Genomic DNA, 18,731 nt, shown 5'->3' on the forward strand with positions numbered 1-18,731 from the left:
TGATCACATCTTACCTCATTCCCCTATAGGATCATACCTATTCTCCCAATCAGTGAAAAGGTAAGGCAAGCTTACACGTTAAGAAATTTGTAAGAGTTTTCTAAGCTGTTTTGTTAAAGCTTGCCGTTAAAATAGTATCATGAATGCATTCATAAGGTGGGGAAAAAAAGCATGACGAATTACCATGTCCTCGTTGTCGACGACGAGGCTGAAATCAGAGACGCAATCGAAATTTATTTGAAAAATGAATCCATGATTGTACACAAAGCAGGAGATGGCTTGGAGGCTTTGGCCATTTTGGAACAAGAAGAAATCCATCTCATTATTTTAGACATCATGATGCCAAAAATGGACGGGATCACAGCTACATTCAAGATTCGGCAAGAAAGGAACATTCCAATCATCATGCTTTCCGCAAAATCCGAGGATACCGACAAAATTTTGGGATTAAACATCGGGGCTGATGATTATGTAACCAAGCCCTTCCATCCTCTCGAACTATTAGCGCGAGTCAAATCCCAACTGCGCCGTTATACCAATTTGGGGACCTACAAAGTCACTGAGGACGAAATTCAAGTGCGTGGATTAACCTTGAACAAGAGTACCAAAACCGTCGCCGTGGACGACAATGAGGTACGGTTAACCGCAACCGAATACAAGATATTAGAGCTTTTGATGGAAAACAAGGGTCGGGTATTTTCAATCGAGGAAATCTATGAACGGGTCTGGAGAGAACCCTATTTGAATGCGGAAAATACAGTCGCTGTTCACGTCAGGCGCATTCGTGAAAAAATTGAAATCAACCCGAAGGAACCGAAATATTTAAAGGTGGTATGGGGAATTGGATACAAAATCGAAAAATAGCCGCTACTCGTTACTGGCGCTGATCGCCTTTGTTCTCAGCGTTTCACTCTCTTTACTGACTGCGGCCGATCTCTACCACAATCGGGAATACTTGCAAAAAGACAATTACTTTCAAAGCTCAGGTTTTCGCTGGGAGATGCGAGATTTTGCCGAGCTGGTAAAAACGGTGCACGTTGATTATGCAGGGTATGAAGAAAAGACTCTTGAAGAAAAGCTGGGGAAAGAGACACTCGAACAGCTAAAACCGCAGTGGGAGGAAGCGCTCCAGGAAGCTGAGGATAATATCTCACAAGAGTACGCGCCACGGATAGAGGTAGCCAGAAAAGCAGGTCAGACCGAAGAGGTGGCCAGACTTACAGCAGAACAGGAAAACCGCAGGAAGGCAGCTTTGGATAAAGAAGCAGCCGCGCAAAGAAAACAGGTGAACGAGATCGTCGCCAATAAGGATCGGGATTACGAGGAACGCAAAACAAGTCTTGCCCTTCGAAATGGTTCGTTCCATTACTATGTGACCGATAAAAAGACCAATAAAGTGTATACCAATATGGATCATGAGCCCACAGAAGCCGAGATCAACCAGAATGCCCGCTTCTCCATTACCTTTCCGCAAAACACCTATACAAAATTCGGGGAGTACACAGACATTAACCGCACCTTCCAGCTGAATCAATTACATGGCGTGTTTTATGTTCCTGTCAATTCCAAAGGGTATAGTCAGATTGAAGCAGATGCTGTTTATTATGATTCCATCAGAGATCGCCTTTTGAAGGAATGTGCCTTATTGACCATCACGCTCTTTATTTCGGCTCTGCTCGCATGGTATGGAAGCATGATGAAAACCGCTCAGCACCCGATCGTAATGAAATGCTCGGCAATGTTTAGGCGTATCCCGCTGGACATTCGGATTGCCTTGCTGTTCCCTGTAGGCATTACCTACCTGCTCATGATCTCGAATATGCGCTTTTTCTTCTTGCCGATCGATATCGAGCATTTCTTTACGCTGGCGATGGTTTCTGTCTTTACTGCCTATTTGCTGCTCCAATTACTCGATGGCTGGCACATGTACAAACAACCCGAATCGTTCCAAGAGCAATGGCAGCGAAGTCTTCTTTTCAGACAACGCGTCCTCTTTAAGGAAAGCTTCGCCAATAAAGGCGTCTTCTTTAAGGTCGCCACGTTGTTCATCCTGACCATCGGCCTTGGGATGAGCGTTGCATTAGCATTTGTTGCTTTGATAGAAAGCATCGGCGAATTGCTGGTCCTCTGCTTTTTGTACGGCATGTTCTACATGGTGGTCGTTTTCCCGTACGTTCTGCGCCGCATAGGACTAATGAATCGCATTTTGCTGGGAGCATCTGAAATGGCATCCGGAAATATGAATGCCTCCATTGAAAAAATACGCAAAGGCAAGCTTTCGGAGCTCGCTCACTCACTCAACAACATCAGGCAAGGCCTCAAGCATGCAATGGAAGATCAGATGAAAAGCGAGCGGCTCAAATCGGAATTGATCACCAACGTCTCTCATGATTTAAAAACACCTCTTACCTCGATCGTCAATTATGTCGATCTCCTCAAGCGAGAGAACCTGTCGGCAGACGAAATCAAATCGTACGTCGATGTATTGGAAAGAAAGACGGAGCGGCTGCGTATCCTGATCGACGATCTATTCGATGCTGCAAAAATGGCAAGCGGCTCCGTCGAGTTGAACATCGAGGAGGTAAACGTAGCGGCACTGCTCAATCAATCTATTGCGGAATTCAGCGATAAGATCGAGCAGTCCTCGCTCACCTTCCGCGTCAATACGGAGCAGGCCAAAATCTACGCTCCTCTTGATGGCAAAAAAACATGGCGGGTTTTTGAAAACTTGATCGGCAACGCATTGAAATACTCGATGCCAAACACGCGTGTCCTGATTGACCTGTTTGAGCGACAAGATCAGGTCATCCTTACGATCAAAAATGTCTCTGCCTATGAAATCAATTTTGATGCCGAAGAGCTGTTCGAACGATTCAAACGAGCAGATCAATCCCGCAATACGGAAGGGTCCGGTCTTGGGCTCGCTATCGCGAAAAGTATCGTTGAGCTGCAGGGCGGCAAGCTGTCTATTGAGATTGATGGCGATTATTTTAAGGTGACGGTTGTGTTTCACAAGTCGTAAGATTCTTAAATCCAGCTGTAGTGGAGGAGAGGAAAAAGGAGAAAACGCTCCAGCTTCTTGGGCCCCTTCTCTGGGGTCATCCAGTCGGCTCCTTTCCAAAAACGAAACCGCGTCCAAAGTAGCCGATTCAAGGGGCTTCTCAGAGGTGGACGCTTAAGAGCGTGTTTCGTTTTTGGAATGAATCCTTGGTAGGGGTCCCAAAGACCTTTCGCTTTTTTCTCCTTTTTCCTCGCACGAGCTTTATTTCATTCTCGTGTTTCATCAAGCAGTCTCAAAGAAGATTGAAAAACTGCAGGAAAAGCAAAGATGCTGTGTAACTAACTTCGTCTCCAGGCTTTGCCGCTAACGCCATGGTCGCACTTTTCCAACTAAACGTTTACTTGCTGGATGGCCTGTCTCATGTTCAGCGTGCTGCTACTCAGGACGGTGGAGGCATCATGTACCTGTTTCATCATGTCGAGCTGTCTGGTCGTCATGGACCGTATCTGATGGGTCTGCTCCGTAACCCCGCTGGCGACCTGCGCGATACTGTTCACCTGAGCGACCACTTCCTCAGAGCCTGCGGACAACTGCTCTGTCGTTGCTGAGACCTCCATAATTTGGTCACTCACCAGGCGAAACGCTTTAACGGCGTGCAGGAACGATTGCTCCGCCTCTCGGGAAAGCTGTACGCCTGCTTCTATTTCCTCTGTAACGACTTCCATCTCCCCACTGATTTTTCCCGATTCCAAGCTGATATTGCCGAGCAGAGCTGTAATCTGTTGCACAGACGAAGCGGATGCATCCGCCAGCTTGCTGACTTCTTTGGCAACGACTGTAAAGCCGACACCATGCTCCCCGGCCCTGGCCGCTTCAATCGCCGCATTCAGAGCGAGAATCTTGGTCTGTTCGGTAAAGCCACGGATGGAGCTTACGACGTTTTCGATCTCGTCTGTATATGACTTCAGTTGTTTCGCCATGTGCAAGGTTTGCGTAGCCGAAGAAGAGATCTCTCGCATTTGCTTATTCATCCGCTTCATAGCTGTGTCGCCTGACTGGGCGATACCTACGGCTTGAATCGCAGCATCTGATACGGTAGCCGATGATCCAGCGATTCGGGTAATGCCTTGCGCAATCTCTTCCATAGCGGCCACACTGTCGTCTGCGCTTTTCTTTTGGGTATTGGCCCCTTCGTAGATGACCTTCACAGTTTCGTTCATGCTCTCGCCCATCACCAGCATCTGATCGGCGCTTGTCGCAAACTCCTTGGACGATAGGACCAATTGATCAGAGGTCTTGTCCATATTGACGACCAAGCCGCGTACACGTGAATGTAAATTCTGTGACATGGACAGCATCGCTTTATAAACAGTGCCAATCTCGTCCTCTGAGCGAACAGGCTGAGCCCGCAGAATAACACTCGCACCAGCCAAATCACCTACAGCCATTTTTTCGGCACTCGCCCTCACGGTATGCAGCGGGCGCAATGCACGCTGGACGAACCATACGATCACGCCGATAGCCACGAGTGTGATTACTAGCAGCAAAATGTAGAAAGGGATGCTTTTCCAGATTACGTTGGCTGCTAGCTGCTCAAATACAGCAGCATCCGTATCAATCCCGAGCGCACCAATGACTTTGCCACCGGCCTCTATAACAGGCACGTATGCCGATAAGTACGTTCCATATTCCGGATTTTCGATAATCGGTGAACTAGCCTTGTTCCCGGCCATTACCGCTTGTACGGCTTCGGGAGGCATATCGGTCACTTCATCAATAGGAGAGGCATCCGGGTCCTTCGGTGGACGACCGTCAATCATGATTCGCGGCTTACGGTTCTCATCAAATCGCACAAAATATACGTAACGCGCACCAATTTGTGTACGGAATACATCCAGCTCTTGCCTCAGCGACCAGTACAGATTTGTTTCCTGCGGTTGCTGCAAAAATTGTGTGTACCGATCTGTTTGCATACCAGCCGCATAGCTTTCTGCGATGCGCATATTGTAGCTGTTGATCCCGTCCTCGACGGCTGATCTGGTCTGCACTACCTGTGTTGTAACATTACCGACAGCAATTAAAATCAGAACTGCAATAATGACACATAAAATCCGAACAATCAGGTGGTTTTTCATGAATGCCTTCATCCGCTCGCTTCTCCTTTACGCCTGTTCCCAAATCAAAAATACCCAGTACTTATTTCACACTCGATTACCATCATAGGCGATTTTCTTAAACACGAATAGATATGATTATTCAGAATATACAGCAATAAAATGGTTCATACACCAAATTGTATTGCTTTCCTATTCGAATAAAAATTAACCTTTTTCATTGGTAGATGATGAAATATCCGTCTTCCCCCGCATGTGTACGGTATAATAGATCTATCATGACTGACAGGAGAATTACTACCATGATGGTTTTCATACTGTTTACCATATGGGCACTGGGCCTTTTGGTCTTATTCACTGACCCGAAACGAACCTCGATCCGCTGGGCATGCGCGACTGCCTTTGTTGGTGGCGGTGGCTTCCTCTCTGCCGTGATTGATGAAACCGTGCTTCCCTTGTGGAAAGATGCCCTTTCGATATATCCGGGCTCGGATCAGATTTTGTTGTTCCTGAGCCGCAGCGCATCTTTTGTGTGCCAGACCGGTTTGCCTTATACGTTTTTCATGTTTGCTGTTCATTCGTCAGAGTCCTTGTCACGTAAAGTGAAGCAAATCGTACAGTACGCTGCCCTGCTCATGCCTCTTTTGATGCTTGTGATTACGCCGATTTATCCAGACCTGTCCTTTAACTACTGGATTATGGTCGCTTGGATCATTCCCTTTTTCCTGACTGCGTGCACGCTTCTCATCGTACAGTACCGCAAGGAAAAGGATCCGCTCGTGAAGAAGAACAGCTTTTTCACTAATGTATTGATCATCGTTCCGCTGTTTTTCGTCTTTATTTTCATCTACGTCATGCGCATCCAGAACGATTACGAGGCGTGGCGCTACAACATGCTGGTGGTTGCGATCCAGTTCATTCTGATTGTTGCCATAAGTTTGAAATACGGTTTTCTCGGCGTGCGTCTCCGCGTCGAAAAGAAGCGTCTGGACAGTACGCTGCGCGCGCTTACATCTGGTGCGCAAATCATTAACCACACGATCAAAAACGAAGCAGGGAAAATCTCACTCTATGCCGATCGCATTGAATCATTTGCCGAAGAGACGAATCAGCCTGCACTAAAAGAAGACGCGCTCGTGCTCTTGCAATCATCCCAGCACATGCTGAATATGATGAATCGTATCCAGGGACAGCTCCGTGATGTCGAACTGCGCGAAGCGACTTGTTTTCCCAGCCAAATCATCACCCAAGTCATCCAGACGCTCACTCCCTACACCACAAAGCAACAAGTAAACGTGGAAAGCGAGCTGGACGAAACACTGCGACTGTACTGTGATGCTGTACAGCTGCGGGAAATCTTCACCAACCTGTGCATGAACGCCCTAGAGGCGATGAAAACAGGAGGGACCCTTCGTCTGCAGTTATTTCGATCAAACAAGCATCTTGTCATCGCCGTAGCAGATACGGGAACAGGCATATCCAAAGAGAACCTGCCGCATGTACTGGATCCTTTTTTCTCTACCAAAAGGACCGGGCAGAACTTTGGCCTGGGACTCTCTTACTGTTACAATGTCATGCAAAAGCATCAGGGACAGCTTGAAATCTACAGTGAGCCAGGCAAAGGAACCACCGTGTTTCTGTTCTTCCCCAAAAAGCGACTGGTTGCATCCTAAATCAACGAAAGAGGCGGCTATCATTATGGACTCCATTGCGGTTTTTATCGTAGAAGATGATCCTGTATGGCGCAAAGGACTCGTCGACTACCTCAACAAACAGCCGGATATTGCTGTGGTCGGCGAAGCTGGCACCAAAGACGAGGCCATCGAGCGCTTTTTGCCCGCCAAGGCCGATGTTGTGCTGATGGATATCAATCTGACCGAAAACAATTTGGATGGCATTGAAACAGCGATCGCACTCATCGAGCTGCAAGCCGACTGTAAAATCATCATGCTCACCTCACTGACCGACGAGAATGTGATTGTCGAGTCTTTTTCTGCCGGTGCCGTCAACTACATCAGCAAAAGCAGCTTCAAAGAGATACCGGATGCGATTCGCGCTGCCCACAATCGCCAGTCCGCGATACATCCCACTGCGGCGGCTGCGCTGCGCAACGAGTTTTTGCGAATGAAGAACGAGGAGAATCAAAAGCTGCTGTCACCTGCTGAAAAAGACATTCTCCAGCTCATCCATCAAGGGCAAACCCAGACACAAATCGAGCAAACGCTTCACATCACCAAGCGCACAATCAAAAACCACATCAACCGCATCCTGAAAAAAATGGGCGTCAAAACAAGCAAGGAAGCTGCCGCAAAAGCAAGCCAAAAAAAGCTATTCTAGGTCTTATTACCAGGTACCAATCAATGTTGGTACTTTTTTTATACCCCCCACACTTTAGAATGAGAGCTATAGAGCAACGCAATTATCCTTCGTAGGGGTGTGGTCCACATGGTTCTCATTCATGCCTTCCTGAAAATGATCCTGATGCTTTGGTTCCGTCCTCGCATCAACGGTCTCCACAAACTCGACCTTTCGCAGCCATCGCTGATTATTCCAAATCACGTTTCGCTTATGGATGCTGTCCTCTTGTCCTTTTGCTTGCCAAAAGGGGCCACGTTTGTGGTCAACACCCAGATCGCCAAGCGCTTTGCCTTTTTCCTTCGCTTCCGCAAGCACATCGCGATTGACCCGCTGAATCCGTATTCGATCCGTCACATGCTAAGGATCATCAGGAGCGGGGAAACACTGGTGATCTTCCCCGAGGGACGCATCACTACCACAGGCAGCCTGATGAAAATCTACAGTGGAGTTGGTTACCTGGCTCTACGAACAGGCGCAACCGTGTATCCCGTAGCCATCCAAGGCCTGGAGCGCTCTGTCTTCTCGTACTTGAAAGGGAAGCTGCGCCTCTTCTGGTTTCCCGACGTTACCATGACGATCGGTACGCCCTTCACAATCGAGCGGGACGTCACCCTCTCGATGCGTCAGCAAAAAGCCGCAGCCAATGACCGCATCCTGCAAACCTTGCAGCAGGAGCTGTTCCAAAGCCGCATGAAGCAAAACGTCAATCTGTTTGATGAAGTGCTGGAAGCATCTCGTCTCAACGGCGCCAACGTGGAAATCGCCAAAGATCTAACATCGGCAATCAATTACCGGACACTCTTGATCGGCAGTTACCTGCTTGGCAACAAATTGCAGTCCCCACTGCTTGGCAAACCAGTAGTCGGACTGTTTCTCCCGAATTCCGTAGGTCATCTGATTACTTTGCTGTCCTTGTTCCGTATCGGCAAAACACCGGCAATCCTCAACTTTTCGCTCGGGATTCGCTCGCTGCTTGATTGCTGTGAAACCGCCCATCTCGACACGATCCTGACTTCGCGGGTGTTCATCGAAAAAGGAAAGCTGGAGCACATTATCGCGGGTCTTACACCGCATATGAAAATTATTTACCTAGAGGATATAAAGGCGTCTGCCACTGCCCTCGACAAAATCTCGGCACTCTTTCGCTATCTGATGAAACAAAAATCGTCTCCTGCCAGTGGCAACGAGCTGATTCTCTTTACCTCCGGCAGTGAAAGCAAACCAAAAGGCGTCGTGCTGACACATACCAACCTGTACGCAAACATCCAGCAGGTGACCACTGTCATCGACATCACGTCCCGTGACAAATTCTTCAACGCTTTGCCGATGTTTCACAGCTTTGGACTGACAGCAGGTACGCTATTACCAGTCGTCAAGGGCATTCCCGTCTATCTCTATCCCAGCCCGCTGCACTACAAAGCCATTTCAGAGCTGGTGTACGATCAAAATGCGACCATTCTCTTCGGTACCTCCACTTTCATGGCGGGCTACGGTCGGATGGCACATCCCTACAACTTTTACTCCTTGCGCTATGTCTTCGCAGGCGCTGAAAAGCTGAAGGACGACGTACGCAAGCTGTGGATGGAAAAGTTCGGCGTGCGGATTTTTGAAGGCTATGGTGCAACTGAGACCGCTCCGATCTTGTCACTCAATACCCCTCTTGCCAACAAACCGGGAACAGTCGGACGCTTAATGCCTGGAATGTCCTACAAGCTAGATGCTGTAAACGGCATCGCAGAAGGCGGAGAGCTGTTGGTCAAAGGACCCAACGTCATGAAAGGATACTTGATTTACGGCCATGGGTTTATTCCGGCCGAGGAGTGGTACCACACAGGAGACTTGGTTACGGCAGACAAAGATGGCTTTATCAGCATCCAGTCTCGCTTGAAGCGCTTTGCCAAAATCGGTGGAGAGATGGTCTCCCTCAATCTGATCGAGGAGCTGGCAATGCAATGCTTCGGACACTCTGAATTCGCTGCGATCACGATCAATGACCCGCGAAAAGGCGAACGCGTCCTGCTGTTTACGACCGATGAAGCGGTGGCTCTCAGCCAGTTGCGAACCTATTTGACCGAGAAACAATACTCACCATTGCTCATTCCCGGCTCCCTGCAAGTAATCAAGGCACTCCCGCTTCTCGGTAGCGGAAAAACGGATTATGTCAGCCTAAAACAACTGGCTGAAAGTGGAGGAAAATGACGTGAAGATACGACTACAACCACTGCAAGCCCTTTATTTCACCCAGTTCCTATCGGCCTTTGCCGACAACATGATTTTGTTTGTGATTGCTCATCTGCTGCGGGAGAACGGCTTTTCTCCCGCCATGCTCGCACTTGTCTCGATTTCATTCTTTCTTCCTTATATTTTTCTAGCTCCATTGGTAGGCCCTTTTGCCGACAAGCATCCCAAATCATTTGTACTCGTAATCGGCAACCTGATCAAAGCACTCGGTGTTCTGCTGCTGTTCGTGATTGACCACTCCAGCATTCTGTTCTTGATGCTCTGCTACTTCACGGTCGGAGTCGGCGCTGTCGTCTACTCCCCTGCCAAATACGGCATTTTGCCAGAGCTGACGCGAAATGAAGATGAGCTGTTCCACGCCAATGCACGTATCGAAGCGTACACGATCTTTGCCATTCTGACAGGAATCGGCGGCGGCGGTGCGATTGCCTCCATGACAGCGCCTCTGCTTTCATCAGCAATCTGCCTGCTCATCTATTTGCTATCACTGGCTCTGACCTTTTTTATCCCGCGTATGAAAGGCAACCTGTCCATTCGTTACGGTGCGGAGGCACGTCGCTTTTTCATCGACTTTCAGCAATTGATGGGTCGTCCTGAAACCAGCTTTGCCCTGATAGGCACCGGTGCCTTTTGGATGAGCTCCGCTGTACTGCGTGTGGCTGTTCTTGCTTGGATTCCCATCGCCCTGGGCATCAACCCAGAGAGCTTTTCTGTCTCGCTCATTCTGGCTACGACCTCGATTGGAATTATCGCCGGAGCATTCCTGGCTCCCAAGCTGGTCCCGTTGGCGCAGTTTACTCGTTCCCTTACGTTTGGTTTCGGAATGTTCCTAATCATTGTGCTGTTTCCATGGATTCACGTGACAGCCATCGCCATCGCTCTCTTGCTGCTGGTCGGCTTCATGGGAGGCGTATTCATTATCCCGATGAATACCGTTTTGCAAGAGGAAGGCAAGAAAATGGTGGGCTCAGGAAAAACGATCGCCATCCAAAATTTTATCGAAAACCTGCTGATGGCCGTTGGGTCTGGCATTTACTACCTGATCGTTTATACAGGGATCTCCATCTCTGGGGCGATCGTAGGCCAAGGTCTGTTACTTCTGGTATTCTTGCTGTATTTGGCAAAATATCGGAAACGGATTGCAGGGTAACCTTGAAGAAGAAAAAGCCGCGACTGCTAGAGTCACGGCTTTCTTGGTTATATCTAAGCTGTATTTGGACGCGAGGAGCTTACGGTTTAGGTGTTGCAGCAGCTGCAGCTTTTCTCGCTTGATTCAATTGATGGTAGAACTCACCTTTTGTTTTTGCAGTAGCGAATTTAGCCTGGTCTACCTTGGCTTTTTCGGACAGTGCAGTCATTTCTTCTTTGGTGATCGCATCTTTCAGATTGATCGAAGCGATATTGGTGTACTTGCCATCTTCTGTTTTCGGTACACTCAGGATGCCCGCATTGATCAGCTCGACTACGTCACTCCGTTCAGGTGAAGTCGTATCGACACCGATGACTTTCCAGTTGTTTTGGACTTTTGGTTCGTATACGCCCTTTTTCACTTCTTTCAGGTAGGCGATGGCACGGTTGCGGATTGTTCCACCTGTTTCACCATAAGCGGTATTTTCTTTGGATGACCATAGCTGTTCAAACTTGCGGCCTTCCAGAGCGCCACCTTTTGCCTGCAAAGCTTCCATCCGGTAAGCGTTCATCCCGAGCTTCAGCGTATCAGCTGGTTTGATTGCCGTTTCATCGAGCTTGCGCAGGTTGGTGATGCGGCTGCCGTATGGCTTGGTCAAATCGATCTCGTATTTCACACCGCCAAAGAAATCATTGGTGCTGTATTTCGAGGCCCGACGTTTGCTGTCAAAGCTCACGGTTACGTCGCCAGGACGAGTGGAGTTGAAGTAGCCAACTGCCCACTCCATGTAGTCTTTCAGGTCTTTTCCAGTTACTTTGTAAACAGTGATCTCGCCGCCCGCATACTGATAGTTGTAGGCGATATCCTTTTTCTTGATTGGACCTACATCGAGCTTGGCCTTGTCATTGTCGATCTGGTGGGCAACTACGTCTGCCTTGCTGTAATAGAGCATCACTTCATGGAAAAAGTCAGATAGCGGTGTCTCCTGAATTTGCACCTGTGGAATACCCTCAATTTCGTTTTTAGGCACGAGATCCATGCCTTTCAGCTCTGCAACCACGATGTTGGCGTCGGCACGTGCAAACTCATGGAACGGCTTCAGCTTGGTTTCCAGCTCTGGATCGGATACGGCTGGCGTACCGTCTGCTCCTTTTACAGAGAGTGCGGTCGCTTCTTTTTTGGTCAGCACGACCTTGCCATCTTTCTTTTCAAAAGTCAGGTCAATGCGTGAAAGGTGTGTGCCATATTTGTCCGGCTCGGTGATCAACACGCCATTGATCTCTTCCTGTTTCACCAGCTTGTGCATGTGTCCGGCAAAAATAGCAGTCAATTCCGGTACAGCATTGGCGATGTCTGCTACACCCGTGCCAGGAATGCCGTTTTCATTCTCAATCCCCATATGCATGAGGCCAATCATGACATCTACTTTGCCTTCCAGTTCTTTTACTGCTTTTTTGGTTTCTTCTACTGGATTTTTGATTACCAGACCATCCAGGTGATCGGTTCCCTTTTCAAAGTCTGAAATCATTGGCGTATCCATTCCAATGACCCCGATTTTGACTCCTGCACGCTCAATAATCGTATAGGCTGGCAAGAAGCGCTCGCCATTTTCTTTGTAAATATTGCCCGCCAGTACCGGACCTTTATATTGACCGCTGATTTTGTCCAATATATCCAGTCCAAAGTTGAACTCATGATTGCCAAACGCCCAAGCATCATAGCCCATCTCATTCATCGCAACCATCATCGGCGACTCTGGCTGGTCGTTAAACAGCTCTGCGGAGTTGTCTTGAATAGAATCTCCCGCATCCAAGAGCACGGTGTTCGGATTCTCTTTGCGAATCTCTTTGATCATCGTGAATAGCTGCGTCAGGCTGCCATTTGGATTCGGACCATCCAGGGCGTAATCCCATGGCATGAACCTTCCGTGAATGTCAGAGGTACCCAGCAGCGTGATTTTGGTAGGTGCTTCTGCGGCTTTCGTCGACACTGGCGCCCCCATGATAGCACTGCCCAGTACCATTGCCGATAGGGCTATACTTGATAGAACTTTCCCCATACGTCTTGTTTTTTTCATTATTTCCCCTCTATTTCTCTAAATGTGTCAGTGACCTTACGATTCCTGATCGCAACATGTCCCCCTACGCTAAATAAGACATCCCCCTTTTCGTGCCATTAGTAAAAATTGGTTTGCTGTCTAACTATAGCAGTCATACTATCGGATAACTATTGTGAATTTTACATATGAACCTGTGATTGCTGGAATGGAAAAAAGCCGTGACTGCGAGAGTCACGGCTTTACTGCTGCATAGCTTTGCAAGCACTCTAGGAAGAGTTGGCCATACTTATCGAACTTGGACTCACCGACTCCCTTGATCCCCAGCATCGCTTGTTTATCCGTCGGGCACAGACTGCTCATTTCCTTTAGGGTGCTGTCATGGAAAATAACGTAGGGAGGAACACCTTCGCGCTGCGAGATTTCCTTGCGCAAGCTGCGTAATCGTTCGAACAGCTCGTCGTCCTCGGTCAGCTGTACTGGGCGGATGGCGATTTTTTGCATGACCCGCTCCTCACCCATAAGGACAGGCAACGCCCGCTCACCCAGCTTCACGATCGGATACTGGCTCTCCGTTACTTGTAGATACCCTTCTGCGATCAGGAGCTGGATCAGGTCTGCGATTTCCTTTTCCTTGTATTCCTTCATCAAGCCATACGTAGGCAGTTGATCAAAGCTGAACTGTGTTACCTTTTTATTCTTGGAGCCTTTGAGCACTTGCGCCACCAGCGCTGCACCGAAGCGCTCCTTCATCCGTTTGACGCAGGAAAAAATCTTCTGTGCCTCTAAAGTGATATCTGCCAGCTCCGTCTCATCCGTGCAGTTTCCACATTGTCCGCACTCTGCGGCGTCGGTTTCCCCAAAATACTGCACGATGTATTGCTGCAAACAGCGTGGAGTCCGGCAGTAGTCGATCATCGCGTACAGCTTTTTGTACTCGTGTTCTTTGCGCTCCTCCAGCAATTGGTTCTGCTCGATGAAAAAGGTCTGGGTCTGAATATCCTGGGGCTGGAACAAGAGAATGCATTCGCTCGGCTCTCCGTCGCGTCCGGCACGCCCCGCTTCCTGATAGTACGCTTCCAAATTCTTCGGCATGTTGTAATGAATGACGTAACGTACATTGGACTTGTCGATCCCCATCCCGAACGCATTGGTCGCAATCATCGTACGGACGTCATCGAATAGAAACGCCTCTTGATTGCGTGCGCGTTCCTCTTCTGACAGACCGGCATGGTATTTGGTTACTTCGAATCCGCGTTTTTGCAAATCAGCATGCAGCGCATCCACGTCTTTTCGCGTAGCCGCATAGATGATTCCGGCTTGCTGACGATTCGCGCGCAAATATTCCTGGATAAATGCTCGCCTGTTCTCTCCTTTTCGCACGGACAGAAGCAGATTGTCTCTGCCAAATCCGGTGATAAAGAGACGCTCGTCTCTCAAAGCTAGCTGTCTGCGGATGTCCTCCGTTACCTCTGGCGTCGCCGTCGCGGTCAGAGCAGCGACTACCGGGCGCTTTGGCAATGAGTGCAAGAAGCGCGTGATCTCTAGATAGCTCGGTCGAAAATCGTGACCCCATTGGGAGACACAATGCGCCTCGTCGACGGCAACGAACGAGATCGGCACATCTTGAATCAGGGATTGGAAAGCTTCGGATTCTAGACGCTCCGGTGCGATGTACAATAGCTTGTACTCTTTGCGCGCCGCCATCCTGAGCCGCTCACGCACTTCTCCATAATCCAGCGAGCTGTTGATCTGCGTAGCCGGAATCCCCATGCTGACCAGTACGTCTACCTGATCCTTCATCAAAGAAATGAGCGGGGAAATGACGATCGTCACCCCATCGAAGAGCATGGCGGGGACCTGGTAACAGATTGATTTTCCGCCACCGGTTGGCATGATGCCCAAGGTGTCATGTCCATCCAAGAGACTCTCGATGATTTTCTTTTGTCCATCCCGAAACGATTGGTAACCAAAATACTTTTGCAGGACTTCTTCCGCTTTATAGAGCAAAGAGAATTCACCTTCTCTTCCGAAATGTTTTATCAATGGTTATTTTCTAGTTTACTCATAGGTATTGAGACAAAACAAGGGGAAGTGCTGGATGATCAAACTGTAGTGGAGGAGAGGAAAAAGGAGAAAACGCTCCAGCTTCTTGGGTCCCCTGCTGTGGGACATCCTTGCCCGCCTCCATGTAAAAAGAGAAACCGCGTCCAAAGTAGTCAGTCTGAGAAGCATCTCAGAGGTGGACGCTTAAAAGCGTGTTTCGTTTTTTACATTACGGCTCGGTCGGCGACCCAAAGATCTTCGCTTTTTTCTCCTTTTTCCTCTACCAGCTTTTCTTTTCTCTTGTGCATTCTTTTGAAAGATATTCGTGAAGCGTTGCTACTAAAAAAGCACATCAAGGGTACTTTTTGTCTTGAATGAGGTGGACGCTAGTGAGCCTCGCTGATAAGTGTCTGTGGTTTCCTCGACTTCCACCAAAAGATAAGCCGGTATGACAGGTAAAACCCGTACCCTAGAGCGCCTCCTGTTGTGTTGAGCACGATATCATCGACGTCAAAGGTGCCCCAACTGGTCACGAGCTGGGTCACTTCCAAGCCTAAACTAAACAGAAACGAAAGGAACACGACTTTGACTAATGACCGGACCCTTTTTGCAAAAAGAAGTGGCAGCATAAAGCCTAGCGGCAAAAATGCGATCACATTTCCCGCTAGATTGACGAAACTGTGCCAGCTACCGGTTTCACGAATGGCAACTACATAGTTTTGAATTTCGTGGAAAGGTACCAGATTGCCTCGATTGCGCAACCGCTCCAGGACAATATTCGGATCGCGTATGCCTTGTTGCCAATGATGAAGCAGCAAGTCTATGTCCATGTGGCCGAACTTCAGAAGCAGAACCTTTATGACCATAAACAAATAAAGGGCGAAGATAGCGTATTTCAGTAAGACCAGCATCACTGTGGATACGTATTGGTTTCTCCCGTTATTCAATGTCAAACCCCATTTCCATCAGCTTCTTGGTCTCCAAAAAGCGGGCTTCGTCGCTTTCTGCGCCCATAACGACAGCGATCAGACGCTTGTCTCCTCGTTTCGCCGTTCCTGTAAAGCAATAGCCAGCTTCGTCCGTAAAACCTGTTTTTAACCCGTCCAGCCCCTCTACCCGCATCGTTTGGTCACCGGCTTGCAGCATTACATTCGTGTTTTGCACCTTTTCTTTGGTAGAAGACAATCGCACATACGGCTTAGCTGTTAAGCTCACGATGTCAGGAAAATCGTTGATTAAATGATAGGCGAGCATTCCTGCCTCTCGGGCAGTCATCTGATTTTGCCCATAGTCATAAGCGAGGCCCGTCGCATTTACAAAAAGTGATGACTTCAGGTTGAGTTCCGCTGCCTTTAGATTCATCTGCTCAGCGAATGCAGAGGTGCTGCCTGCCAAGTATTCCCCGATTGCCACAGCAGCATTGTTCGCAGAACCGATTGCCATCGCCTCATACAAGTCCCTGAGCGGGTACGTTTTTCCTTCGACGAGGTTCACTTTGGCTCCCCCCGCTGCACTGGCATTCCCGGAGACGGGAATCTCGTCTGTCCAATCCACTCTCTGCTCCTTGATCGCTTCCAGGAGCACATATTCCGTCATCATTTTTGACATGCTTGCCACCGGATAAGGCGCATCCGCATTTTGGCTATACATTACTTCACCCGTTTGGCCATCGAGCAGAATTGCTGCCCGTGCATCGAGGTTTATGTCCTTCTTTTCCGTTTTGATTAGCAGTTGTCCATCCGCCAAGTCAGCCTCCACTGGAATTTCATTACGAAAAAATGCAAAACCAACGACGGAAGCCAGCAAGAGCAGCAGCAGTGTTCCCCTTTTCATAAAAACAAGCCCTCCCATACCTACATGAACACAGATCTTTCCTTCATGTCGTAAGGATAGACTTATGGAATAAACAAAACCAAAATGAAAGGTAAAGAAAAAGTAAAGGATTTATGAAATGGGTGAGAAATGGAGCGGCAGCCATACCGTGAAGGTCGTCCACTCATTCGTGCTCTCGGCAGAAATACTGCCCTGATGAAGGTCGATAATGCTTTTGGCAATGGCAAGTCCGAGTCCAGAGCCCCCTGTCTCTTGGGACCGCGATGTTTCTACCCGATAAAAACGTTCAAACAAATTGGGCAAAGAAGCTTCTGGTATCGGCGCACCGTTGTTTGCTACCGAAAAAGCCACACCTTGCTCGTGATGAAACACGCGAACAACAATGGTAGAGCCATCCCGGCCGTATTTGATGGCATTGGAAATGAGATTCTCCAACACGCGAACGAGCTTGTCTGTATCTCCTACCATTTCAATTTTCTGATCCGGCGTTTCTACCCGCATACTTAGTCCCACTTCATGGGCAGCTACGCGAAAGCCTACACAGACTTGTTCCACTAATTCAACCAAGTCAAAACTGGTGCGGATCAAATTCGCCCCGCGATTTCGTACCTTGGTGTATTCAAACAGGTCACTGACCAACACATTCATCTGCTTGGCCTTTTCGTATGCGATATGCGTGTATTGCTTCATTTGCTCCTCATTACGGTATTTGTTTTGTTCAATCAATCCCAAATAACCGATGATGGAGGTCAACGGCGTTCGCAAATCGTGGGAAACATTGGTGACCAGCTCATCTTTGGACTGCTCCAGCCGACGCTCTTCTTCCATCGCATCCAGCGTGCTTTTGACCAGTGCATGGATGCTATCGACAACATTTCCAAGACTGCCAGTGGGGCGAATGGAGATTTTGTGGTTAAAATTCCCTTTTGCGATGTAATGCAGCTCGGATATAATCTGCTCCATCTGCTTTTGCTCCATATATTTGCGGATGCGTACGAAGGTCCACGCCGTAAACAAGCCGGTAGCGAGCAAGATGATCGGTATTTTAAAAGAATCTGTTCCGAAGTTGCGCCTGAGTAGCCAGACATAATTTCTGATTTCCGGGATGTTGTACAAATAATTGTTGGCGAGAAAGGCTGCTGTTTGAAAGACAGCATAAAAGATCAGCAGGCTCAGCAATAGGTCGAGCAGGATGCGCAGGAAATCCTTTGCCTTAAGCTTCAATTTTGTAGCCTACCCCCCAGACCGTTTGAATCACCTTTTCCCCGCTCGTCGCTTTCTCCAGCTTTTCTCGGAGATTGCTGATATGCACCATCACGGTCTTGTAGGATACGTAATTCTCCATTTTCCAGCAGCGGTCAAAAATCTCTTCGGAGCTGAAGACTCGATTCGGGTGGCTCGCCAAGAGGAACAGGACGGAAAACTCGAGCGCGGTCAATTTAATCGGAATGCCTTCCTTGGTTTGGACGACATGACTTCGCTTGTCAATGATGAGCGGACCAGCCTCAATCACATCTTCCTGCTTATGCTTGTGACTGTAATTGGCCCTGCGCAAAAGAGATTTGACCCGGGCAATCACTTCGAGTGGGTTAAACGGTTTCACTACGTAGTCGTCTGCGCCTGTCATCAGTCCCATGATTTTGTCCATGTCGTTCGTCTTGGCGCTCGCCATCAAGATGGGAATCTGCGAGTTTTTCCGTACTCGTTTGGTTACCTCGATACCATCCAGATTGGGCATCATCACATCCAAAATGACGAGATCCATCTCTTTTTGCGCCAGCTTTTCCAGTGCTTCCAAGCCGTCAAATGCCTTCTCGACCTCATAGCCCTCGTTGCCCAAATATATTGCCAAAAGATCCACAATTTCTTTATCATCATCCACGATCAGAATCCTCATCTCCGTCACCTCCGAAGCGTATTGTTTGTAGCCTCACTATAGCAAATAATCCTAAA

The 18,731-nt window shown here is 48.5% G+C and carries 13 protein-coding genes; 6 read left to right on the forward strand and 7 right to left on the reverse strand.

Features of this window, described 5'->3' with window-relative positions:
• Positions 1 to 171: 171 nt before the first annotated feature.
• Both ACIFQN_RS06200 and ACIFQN_RS06205 read left to right on the forward strand, forming a co-directional pair.
• Entirely contained in the window at positions 172 to 864 is a 693-nt protein-coding gene (locus tag ACIFQN_RS06200) for a response regulator transcription factor (RefSeq protein ID WP_429832173.1), read from the forward strand.
• The gene (locus ACIFQN_RS06205; protein WP_429832174.1) at positions 842 to 3,022 is read left to right on the forward strand and encodes a histidine kinase dimerization/phospho-acceptor domain-containing protein; all 2,181 of its coding nucleotides are present in this window, start codon (positions 842 to 844) and stop codon (positions 3,020 to 3,022) included. The genes ACIFQN_RS06200 and ACIFQN_RS06205 overlap by 23 nt, the downstream gene beginning before the upstream one ends.
• A gap of 368 nt (positions 3,023 to 3,390) precedes the next feature.
• Here ACIFQN_RS06205 and ACIFQN_RS06210 read toward each other — a convergent pair whose 3' ends face one another.
• Positions 3,391 to 5,148, reverse strand: a complete 1,758-nt coding sequence (locus tag ACIFQN_RS06210; RefSeq protein WP_429832175.1) for a methyl-accepting chemotaxis protein — start codon at positions 5,146 to 5,148, stop codon at positions 3,391 to 3,393.
• 269 nt (positions 5,149 to 5,417) lie between these two features.
• On the opposite strand from ACIFQN_RS06210, the gene ACIFQN_RS06215 reads away from it, so the two are divergent.
• From ACIFQN_RS06215 to lplT, 4 genes are all read left to right on the forward strand, one after another.
• Entirely contained in the window at positions 5,418 to 6,788 is a 1,371-nt protein-coding gene (locus tag ACIFQN_RS06215; RefSeq protein ID WP_429832176.1) for a sensor histidine kinase, read from the forward strand.
• A 25-nt stretch (positions 6,789 to 6,813) separates the two neighbouring features.
• Positions 6,814 to 7,452, forward strand: a complete 639-nt coding sequence (locus tag ACIFQN_RS06220) for a response regulator (protein ID WP_429832177.1) — start codon at positions 6,814 to 6,816, stop codon at positions 7,450 to 7,452.
• A gap of 108 nt (positions 7,453 to 7,560) precedes the next feature.
• Positions 7,561 to 9,672, forward strand: coding sequence for an AMP-binding protein (locus tag ACIFQN_RS06225; protein WP_429832178.1), 2,112 nt, complete (start codon positions 7,561 to 7,563; stop codon positions 9,670 to 9,672).
• Position 9,673: 1 nt separating this feature from the next.
• Entirely contained in the window at positions 9,674 to 10,864 is a 1,191-nt protein-coding gene (gene lplT / locus ACIFQN_RS06230) for a lysophospholipid transporter LplT (protein ID WP_429832179.1), read from the forward strand.
• Positions 10,865 to 10,943: 79 nt separating this feature from the next.
• Here the strand turns inward: lplT and ACIFQN_RS06235 are convergent, their stop codons facing one another.
• The 6 genes from ACIFQN_RS06235 to ACIFQN_RS06260 all read right to left on the reverse strand — a co-directional run bounded on the left by ACIFQN_RS06235 (position 10,944) and on the right by ACIFQN_RS06260 (position 18,684).
• Positions 10,944 to 12,920: a bifunctional metallophosphatase/5'-nucleotidase gene (locus tag ACIFQN_RS06235; protein WP_429832180.1), complete on the reverse strand. Its 1,977-nt coding sequence runs from the start codon at positions 12,918 to 12,920 to the stop codon at positions 10,944 to 10,946.
• Positions 12,921 to 13,133: 213 nt separating this feature from the next.
• Entirely contained in the window at positions 13,134 to 14,909 is a 1,776-nt protein-coding gene (recQ, locus tag ACIFQN_RS06240; RefSeq protein WP_429832181.1) for a DNA helicase RecQ, read from the reverse strand.
• A gap of 422 nt (positions 14,910 to 15,331) precedes the next feature.
• On the reverse strand, positions 15,332 to 15,892 hold the full coding sequence (locus ACIFQN_RS06245; RefSeq protein WP_429832182.1) for a VanZ family protein: 561 nt from the start codon (positions 15,890 to 15,892) through the stop codon (positions 15,332 to 15,334).
• Positions 15,885 to 16,778, reverse strand: a complete 894-nt coding sequence (locus ACIFQN_RS06250; protein ID WP_429832183.1) for a D-alanyl-D-alanine carboxypeptidase family protein — start codon at positions 16,776 to 16,778, stop codon at positions 15,885 to 15,887. Before ACIFQN_RS06250 ends, ACIFQN_RS06245 begins: the two co-directional genes overlap by 8 nt.
• A 111-nt stretch (positions 16,779 to 16,889) precedes the next feature.
• Entirely contained in the window at positions 16,890 to 18,002 is a 1,113-nt protein-coding gene (locus tag ACIFQN_RS06255) for a sensor histidine kinase (protein WP_429832184.1), read from the reverse strand.
• Positions 17,992 to 18,684 (reverse strand): response regulator transcription factor, encoded by a 693-nt coding sequence (locus ACIFQN_RS06260; RefSeq protein WP_429832185.1) that lies wholly within the window; start codon positions 18,682 to 18,684, stop codon positions 17,992 to 17,994. The genes ACIFQN_RS06255 and ACIFQN_RS06260 overlap by 11 nt, the downstream gene beginning before the upstream one ends.
• Positions 18,685 to 18,731: the final 47 nt, after the last annotated feature.

Source organism: Brevibacillus sp. NRS-1366 (assembly GCF_050467985.1).

What these genes read in the sequence shown, in the direction of transcription:
- ACIFQN_RS06220 (WP_429832177.1), top strand. Translation starts at nt 6,814, where the DNA reads ATGGACTCCATTGCGGTTTTTATCGTAGAAGATGATCCTGTATGGCGC.
- ACIFQN_RS06200 (WP_429832173.1), top strand. Translation starts at nt 172, where the DNA reads ATGACGAATTACCATGTCCTCGTTGTCGACGACGAGGCTGAAATCAGA.
- ACIFQN_RS06210 (WP_429832175.1), bottom strand. Translation starts at nt 5,148, where the DNA reads ATGAAGGCATTCATGAAAAACCACCTGATTGTTCGGATTTTATGTGTC.
- ACIFQN_RS06235 (WP_429832180.1), bottom strand. Translation starts at nt 12,920, where the DNA reads ATGAAAAAAACAAGACGTATGGGGAAAGTTCTATCAAGTATAGCCCTA.
- ACIFQN_RS06225 (WP_429832178.1), top strand. Translation starts at nt 7,561, where the DNA reads ATGGTTCTCATTCATGCCTTCCTGAAAATGATCCTGATGCTTTGGTTC.
- ACIFQN_RS06250 (WP_429832183.1), bottom strand. Translation starts at nt 16,778, where the DNA reads ATGAAAAGGGGAACACTGCTGCTGCTCTTGCTGGCTTCCGTCGTTGGT.
- ACIFQN_RS06215 (WP_429832176.1), top strand. Translation starts at nt 5,418, where the DNA reads ATGATGGTTTTCATACTGTTTACCATATGGGCACTGGGCCTTTTGGTC.